The organism is Cryobacterium sp. 10I5 (assembly GCF_035019865.1).
Classification (GTDB): Bacteria; Actinomycetota; Actinomycetes; order Actinomycetales; family Microbacteriaceae; genus Cryobacterium; species Cryobacterium breve_A.
Genome location: NZ_JASJVI010000132.1, coordinates 1 through 7,378, shown reverse-complemented (window position 1 = coordinate 7,378; position 7,378 = coordinate 1). Strand labels below are relative to the sequence as shown.

Annotated in this window: 7 protein-coding genes and 2 pseudogenes; 2 read left to right on the top strand and 7 right to left on the bottom strand. The window is 63.7% G+C overall.

The features are described from left to right. Positions 1-76 precede the first annotated feature (76 nt). The 4 genes and pseudogenes from QN350_RS18605 to QN350_RS18585 form a co-directional block, all read right to left on the bottom strand. A complete protein-coding gene (locus tag QN350_RS18605) occupies positions 77-469 on the bottom strand; it encodes a DNA-processing protein DprA (protein WP_323503705.1) in 393 nt (130 codons plus the stop codon). Positions 470-621: 152 nt separating this feature from the next. Beyond that, positions 622-777 (bottom strand): annotated as a pseudogene (locus QN350_RS18595) (DNA starvation/stationary phase protection protein); the annotation flags it as partial. Positions 778-1,194: 417 nt separating this feature from the next. Beyond that, positions 1,195-2,169: pseudogene (locus QN350_RS18590) on the bottom strand (1-phosphofructokinase family hexose kinase). A 110-nt stretch (positions 2,170-2,279) separates the two neighbouring features. Beyond that, the gene (locus QN350_RS18585) at positions 2,280-2,858 is read right to left on the bottom strand and encodes a cysteine hydrolase family protein (RefSeq protein ID WP_322139219.1); all 579 of its coding nucleotides are present in this window, start codon (positions 2,856-2,858) and stop codon (positions 2,280-2,282) included. 159 nt (positions 2,859-3,017) lie between these two features. On the opposite strand from QN350_RS18585, the gene QN350_RS18580 reads away from it, so the two are divergent. Both QN350_RS18580 and QN350_RS18575 read left to right on the top strand, forming a co-directional pair. Then, positions 3,018-3,155, top strand: a complete 138-nt coding sequence (locus QN350_RS18580) for a hypothetical protein (RefSeq protein ID WP_322139220.1) — start codon at positions 3,018-3,020, stop codon at positions 3,153-3,155. Positions 3,156-3,378: 223 nt separating this feature from the next. After that, the gene (locus QN350_RS18575) at positions 3,379-4,278 is read left to right on the top strand and encodes an isocitrate lyase/phosphoenolpyruvate mutase family protein (RefSeq protein ID WP_322140396.1); all 900 of its coding nucleotides are present in this window, start codon (positions 3,379-3,381) and stop codon (positions 4,276-4,278) included. Between the two features lie 82 nt (positions 4,279-4,360). Here the strand turns inward: QN350_RS18575 and QN350_RS18570 are convergent, their stop codons facing one another. The 3 genes from QN350_RS18570 to QN350_RS18560 form a co-directional block, all read right to left on the bottom strand. After that, complete coding sequence (locus QN350_RS18570) at positions 4,361-4,804, bottom strand: PRC-barrel domain-containing protein (RefSeq protein ID WP_322139221.1); 444 nt, start codon at positions 4,802-4,804, stop codon at positions 4,361-4,363. A 141-nt stretch (positions 4,805-4,945) separates the two neighbouring features. Then, positions 4,946-5,830: a fructose bisphosphate aldolase gene (locus QN350_RS18565; RefSeq protein ID WP_323507930.1), complete on the bottom strand. Its 885-nt coding sequence runs from the start codon at positions 5,828-5,830 to the stop codon at positions 4,946-4,948. A 151-nt stretch (positions 5,831-5,981) separates the two neighbouring features. Then, positions 5,982-6,959, bottom strand: a complete 978-nt coding sequence (locus QN350_RS18560) for an L-lactate dehydrogenase (protein ID WP_322139223.1) — start codon at positions 6,957-6,959, stop codon at positions 5,982-5,984. Between the last annotated feature and the right edge of the window lie 419 nt (positions 6,960-7,378).

Genomic DNA, 7,378 nt, shown 5'->3' with positions numbered 1-7,378 from the left:
CCTCAGCGTCGACATCGACACGGGGGAGATCTGGGACGAGGACCCGGATGAGGAACTTACCCGGTGACCCCGGTCGTCAGAGCCAGTCGGCGTCGTGCGGGCTGGTGACCGGGCGCGCACCGAACTCGCCCGTCAAGAGCTGGTAGCCGGCCCCGGCCGCGAAGGAGGTCGACCCGGGTACGGCACCGAGCGGACGGCCCAGTTCAATCGCGCGCTCCGCCGCACCGAGTGCATCGGATGAAGCGCTCGCTTCGACGACGATGGTCTTCGACGCCAGAGCGGCCATCAGTTGCCCGCGCCGAGCGAACTGCCACCAAATCGGCGTCGCCCCCGGCGGCACCTCACTAACGACAGCACCGTTCTCGGCAACGTCGTCCAGAAGAGCGCCGCGGTCCGCCGGGAAGCGAGTGCTCACGCGGCCCGCGAGGACCGCGATCGCATGCCCGCCCGTAGCGACCGCGGAAGCCAGGGCGGCGTGGTCGATGCCGCGAGCGGCACCGGATACGATCGTATACCCGCTTCTCGGATGAGTTGGCCGAGCGAATGCGAGCCCTCGACGCCCTACCGGACGGTCGCTCTGGAACGGTCACGAAGACCACCCACCTGCCCAAGTTTCCCGAGGCGGGCGTCGTTGATGATTTCGTCGAGCTGCAGGTGCAGATCGCGGAAGTTTTTGCCCACCACGCTCCAGTGCGCCTGCTTGCCCTGGAGGTGGAGCTCGATCATGTCAACGAGGATCGACTGCAAGTTGCTGCCAAGTTTCGCGGATGCCTTCATTGGAATTCCTTTCGTCACCAGAGCGGGAACGAGTATGGCCGGAATGGTCACCTGGCGCCCCACTTACTGCTTTGTCAGCACCATAGCAGCGTGCGTGTGCGATCCGCTTCGGTGGTGGGGTACTGAAAATGCAGGACGGCGGTGCCGAATGGGCCGCGTCTGGGGTGTCGCGGGAGAGCGTGGTTGCGTCTGGAACATTTGTTAAGTGTCCGGCGACTTGATCGAAAATCGTGGTGCGTATTGTCTGGTCGCGAGAGTATGCGTGGCCATGCTTGTTACGTAGCGTTCACAAGGACATCCAGACCCTCGAACGGGACCACCGACCCTGGGCGCTGGCTGGAACGGGCCCTTACAGCCTATTTCTGGATCGAAACCGCCGACCAGGTCCTCGAATCCCTCGCACTACTCTTGAACGAACTACCGGCGCGGGACGCTGAGCGCCGCGGTGAGTTCGGTTTCGAGACGTTCGACATCGTTCCGGTGGCACAGCTCAGTGGCGGGGGTCGAGGCGGTCGCGCTTCCGGCGGCGATTCCCGAACGGAAGGCTTCCTCGGCAGTCCTGCCTTGCGCGAGGCGCAACACGAAGGCGCCGAGGAAGCTGTCGCCGGCGCCGACGGTGCTGATCACGGTCACTCGTGGTACGTCTGAGCGGATGACTCCGCTCGCCGATGCGAGGATTGCACCGGCCCCGCCGAGGGTCAGCGCCACGTACTCGGCGGCGCCGGAAGCGACGAGCTGCGCCGCGGCATCCGCCTGGTTCTTAGGGGTGTCGAGCTTCACCCCAGCGTGGGCTTCGAGTTCGCGGAGGCTCGGCTTGACCAGGAAGACGCCTTCGGCGAGGGCGGCGCTCAGGGCCGGACCGGAGGCATCCACGATGCACCGGGCCCCGGCGTCTCTGGCGAGTCTGGCGACGCGGGCGTAGAAGTCGTCAGGGACGCCCGGTGGGAGGCTTCCGCTCGCGACGAGGTAACCGCCGGCGGGCATCGTCGTGGCGAGCGTGTCGAGGCACGCCGTCCACTCTGCCTCCGTGACCTCGGGCCCCTGCAGGACAAAACGGAACTGCTATCCCGAGTCCGTTTCGTCGACTGTGAAACTCTGACGGGTGCTGTTGTGGATCGGCATCATCACCGTCGGGAGTCCCTCCGCGGCGATGAGCTGGCGGAAGGCGTCCCCGGTGGGGCCGCCGGCCGCATACAGCGACAGGGCCGTTCCGCCCAGCCGCCGGATGACCCGGGCCACGTTGATGCCGCCGCCGCCCGGGTCGATGCGGGTGGCGCTGCAGCGCAGCTTGTGTTCACCGGTCACATGGGGGGTCGAGGTGCTCACATCCAGGGCAGGATTGACGGTCAGGGTCAGAATCGGCGGTGTCTGCGGAAGGCTGGGAACGTCCATGTTCCTCAGTTTACGAATCGATGCTTTGTTACCACTGAAGTTTCGCCTCGCGTGCGGTGGCCTTCCCGCCGAGTGGTGTCGCGTTGTCGGCCCGGCCGGGCAGGATCCCGTTAGTGTGCCGGGATGTGATCGAAGTCGAAGTCGAAGTCCAGGTCGAGGTCGGCGGCGGCGAGCACCTCAGCACCCGTATCGCGGAGGGCGGCCATGAAGGCGGCCTGGACGGATGCCCCCGGAACCTCGGTGCCCTGGAACTCGAAGTCGGGTGCGGCGCAGGCGTCGTACACGACCGTGACTACCAATCCAAGGTCGAGCGCGGCTCTGGTGGTCGCGTCGATGCACATGCTGCTCATCATGCCCATGATGACGAGGTGCTTGATGTCCTCGTCCCGAAGTAACTGTTCGAGTCCGGTGCCGATGAAGGCGTTCGGGGAGCCCTTGGTCAAGTGGTGTTCGGTCGCCACCGGCGCCACGAGCGGGTAGATCTCGGCGCCCGCGGTCCCGGGGACGAAGAACGTTGCATCCCGTTCGGTGGCCAGGTGCTGGAAGTGCATGACGGGGGTTCCGATGGCACGGGCCGTGTCGAGGACGCCCCGGGCGATGACCGCGGCGGACTCACTCCCGGTGAGGGGATATGCGCCTCCGGGGAAGTAGTCGTTCTGAATGTCAATGACCACAATTCCAGTGCTCACATTTGCTCCGCTTCGTTTTTTTGTGCCATCTTCCCACATGACTCTTATCGTTACGGGCAGGAATTGATCGACGAGAACCAGGTCGACGCGCTGACGTTGGCTTGTCGTTTTGTACACCCGTCTGCACGAACGCGCTCGATCCGGACCCGCGAACGGATCTTGACTGGGGGAGGGTTCGCCACACCCCACGCGCCCAAGAGCCCCGCAGTGCTCGCCGCACGCACAACCGGCCAGCAGGCCGAGATCGCTATGCTCCGCGCCCAGCTCACCAACTGGAAAGTCATCTGGGCCGATTAGGCCACCACAACCGCTCCTGGGTGTCGTAGAACTCACGGTGAGTGCTGCAATTCAAGCGGGGCGGTTTCAAACGGTGGAAGCAATAGGGGCCATTTTTTCCTCGAGACTAGCTCGCTGAGCAGGTCGGCCGGGGTGTACGGCGTGGGATGGGTGGGGTGCCGCTCGGTATGCGCCATTCCCGGCCGCGTCGCATCAGCCATTCCCTTTGGAGACAATTCGCCTGGTGGAGTCGGCTCAGCATTCAGCACTGGCGCGTTTTACCAGATGTATAGCCACAGGCCGTGCATGGCCTCCTCGACCGCGGCCGGGCTCTTCAGATGGTGATTGCAGATCGCGGCCTGTCTCCTCGCCTTGCACACCGGTCCCGGCTTTTGTTCTCCCTAACGCGTGGGACGCGAGGTCTGCCCGGATTCTTGAGCAGGTCGGATTCCCTGCCATTGCCACCAAAAGCGCGGGCATCGCGTGGTCCTTCGGGGTGCCCGACGGAGAAGCGCTGAACCGCGACACGATGCTGGGGCACATTGGACGGATGGTGGCCGCTGTCGGCGTGCCAGTGTCGGCAGACCTTGAGGCTGGGTATGGGCTCAGCCCGGAAGACGTCGGCCGTACCGTGGCTCGAGCAGTGGAGTTCGGGGTCGTGGGGTGCAACATCGAGGATGCTCGGATGGGACGGCTGTTCGGTATCGCTGAGGCGGTCGATCGTTTGACGGCGGCGCGGGCCGCGGCGCCCTCGGGCACGTTCGTGCTCAATGCGCGCACGGACACCTACACGGTTGGCTCGACCGGTGATGCGTTTGCTGAGACGGTCGAGCGGGCGGTCCGGTACCTGGACGCGGGCGCCGACTGTATCTTTGTTCCCGGCGTCGCCGAGGCGGACACGATCCGCCGGCTCGCCGCGGCGATCCCGGGCGCGCTCAACATCGTGGCCGACCTGGCGAACGTCCTCGACGCGCCAACGCTCGTCTCGCTCGGCGTTAGGCGGGTCAGCCTGGGCGGCAGCCTTGCTCGTGCAGCGATCAGCACGTTGAACGCTGCCGGCCGGGAGTTGCTCGACTCCGGCACCCTCGGCTTCCTCGCCGGGGCAGAGTCTTACTCCGACGTTCAGCGACGCTTCGAGGCGTGAAGCGATCCTGTGCGTGCTTGTGGGACGGGGAATCGCGGAGGTGTCCTCTGGCCGTGTTCAGGAAGGCATCGTCGAACGATGGTCAGCGATACCACTTGCCGGCAAGTGGATCCTCGCCTGGGTACGTCGGAAGCGAGTAGCCGGGGCTCCAGAACGGCATCACTCCGTAGTAACCGTAGGTATTTTCGTAGAATTCCTTTTGGTCCACGAGTTCAGGGTCGTACACGGGAGCTCCGGCGATGTGCTCGGCGGACTGGCTGATGTGGACTTCGTCCTGGGTGATCTTCGTGATCGCATCTATCGGGATGAATGATTTGGCTTGTCCAAGACCCAGGAAACCGCCGGAGGCCACTTCAAGGAATCGAATCTTGTTCTCCTCTTTATCCAGCAGCAGCGCGTCGATCTTCCCGAGAGGTTGGTGATCTTTGTCGAACACCCGCCGACCTCGAATGTCATCTTCTCGCTCTGCGACAGTTTCGTCACTGTCCTGCAGTCTGACCAGCTTGTCGAAGTGCGCATCAGTCATTTTCCCTATCCGTTCCGGCGGTGTGCCGCCTTGTCTTGCGTTGGCTGGTGGGTCGCTTTCATTCGGGAGGCGGAGTGACAGGTCCAGTCAGGCCCTGTCAGGATCGATGGCGTTACCACCCGCGTCGATCTCGGATGTGGTTCAGGTCGTGGACGCTGCGTAGATCCGCTCGACAGAGGCGGCCAGCACGGCGTCGAAGTCGGCGTCCGATTGTTGGGCGGTGAGGCCTTCGAGAAGAGCGCGGCTGAAGCTGGCGCTCAGACCGTGATTCTCGGCCAGCAAGCGGCACGCCTTCGTCTGAGGGTAGCCGCCAGAAAGGGCCACCACTCGCAGCACGAGCGGATGGTCGATCAGGTCGGAGTAGAAACCGGTTACCGTCGGGATCGACAGCTTGACGATCACGGGCTGGTCGGTGGGTAGCTCATCGAGGGCTGCCAGCACGTCCTTTTTCAAGAGAGTTTCGGCCTCGGCCTTGTCGAGGGCATTCACGTCGACTTCGGGTTCCAAGATCGGCACCAGGCCGTGGGCGAGAATCTGCGCTGCAACGGAAAACTGTTGGTCGACGATCGCCTGGATTCCAGCGGGGTTGGCTGACTTGATCACGGAACGCATCTTCGTGCCGAACATCGTGCGCTCAACGGCACGTGTGAGGAGGGGTTCCAGCTTGGTGAGCGGCTTCATCAGCTGGACACCGTCTACCTCGACGGCGAGGCCCTGGTCGACCTTGACGATTGGCACAATACCTCGGGCGGTGAGGTAGTCACCCGTCAACTGGCCGTCAACGGTGCGGTCCATGGCCTGCTCGAAGAGGATCGTGGCGAGGATGCGATCGGAGGTGAAGCTTGCGGCCGTCATTACGCGGGCGCGCATCTGATGCATCAGGTCGAACATTTGCTCGGCGGTACTGTAGTACGACGGGTCTATTCCATAGAGCTCCAGTGCGCCACTCGTGCTACCGCCGCTCTGATCGAGCGCTGCGACGAAGCCGACTCCGGTGTTCATTCTTTCTGCTTGTTCGGTATTCACAGTCCCTCCAAAGGTTGTGGACTCCATTTCAGTCTAGTGAGCAGCGATCCTCGTCTGCAGTGGGCCGAGTGGCCGAGGGCGGTGTGTCCGCCACTTCTGTTCTGGTCTGGTCGCCTGAGCATCGCCGCAGGCGCGTTGGTCGACGGCGGCCTCAGGGCAGTGAGAGGGTGTCGAGGGTCGCGCGCAGGGTATCAGCCGAGTGCTGGAATAGTTCCTGCTCCGCGTCGGAGAACGGTACCTCGATCACCCGGGACACGCCATCGGCGTTGACAACCGCCGGAACAGAGAGCGCAACCCGGCTGATGCCGCGATAGTCGGTGAGCAAGGAACTGATCGGAAGTATGGCGCCCTCGTCTCGCAGCACGGCCTCCACGATCCGGGCGCCGGAGAGTCCGATCGCATAGTTCGTGGCGCCCTTGCCTGCGATCACCCGGTACGCGGCGGTCTTGACGTCCTTGGTGATGGCCGCGAACTCGGCCTCAGAGAACTTCGCCCGGTCGTCGGATGCCGGCGAGATGTCGTCCTTGACCCATTCGGAGAGGGAGATCGGACCGACGCGAGCCTGAGACCAGAGCGGGAATTCCGAGTCGCCGTGTTCGCCGATGATGTCGGCGTGTACGTTGGCAATCGCGACGCCGACGCGGTGCGCGAGCAGCCAGCGAAGCCTCGAGGAGTCGAGGACGGTGCCTGAGCCAAAAACCCGTGCCGACGGGAGTCCGCTGAAGTGAAGGGCCGCGTAAGTGACGATGTCGCACGGATTGGTCACGATCATGAACACGGCGTCCGGCGCCCGTTCGACGAGCTTGGGCATCAACTCACGCAGGATGCCGACGTTGACGGCAGACATATCGAGACGCGATTGACCCGGGTGCTGCCGGGCTCCCGCTGTGATCACGACCATGTTCGAGCCCGCGATCGCGTCGAGGTCCGCCCCGCCGGACACGCAGGAGGCACCGGTGAACTGCGTGCCGTGGGCGAGGTCGAGTACTTCGGCTTCGACCTTGGGCTTGTTGATGTCATAGAGCACCACCTCGCGGGCTGATTGCCGGATCAGCGCCGCGTAAGCGAGCGAGGTGCCGACGGCGCCCGCCCCGATGATAGCCAGTTTGGAATTCTCGATTGCACTCATGAGCCCACTCTCCTCCTTCGCGGTTTCCTCCGTCGCAGCGAATTGTAGGTCACCTGGATGTCGCTGCATCCTTGATGCATGGAAACACGGCCGATCGGCCGTATCGCTCGTCTCGCTGGCCGATTTCCGATCTGCAGATGTAGCATGAAAATGCGATCCCGTCCACCGATTGTGATGGGTCATATGTGCACTTTCGATGTGAACGCGTGTATGTCTCGGTCGCTCATCCAGTGAACCAGGCTCAGTAGCGAGCAGTTCATGAACCGTCTGAGACCGAGGGAATCCATGGCCGATGCAACGCACGAATCCACCAACAGGTCCGAAGTACCACAGTCTGGTGAGCCCGCCGAGGTCTCGCCCGCTGCCGAGGTCTCGGTCCGGCGCTGGAATGAGCTGAAGCGCGAGTACAACCTTCGCCA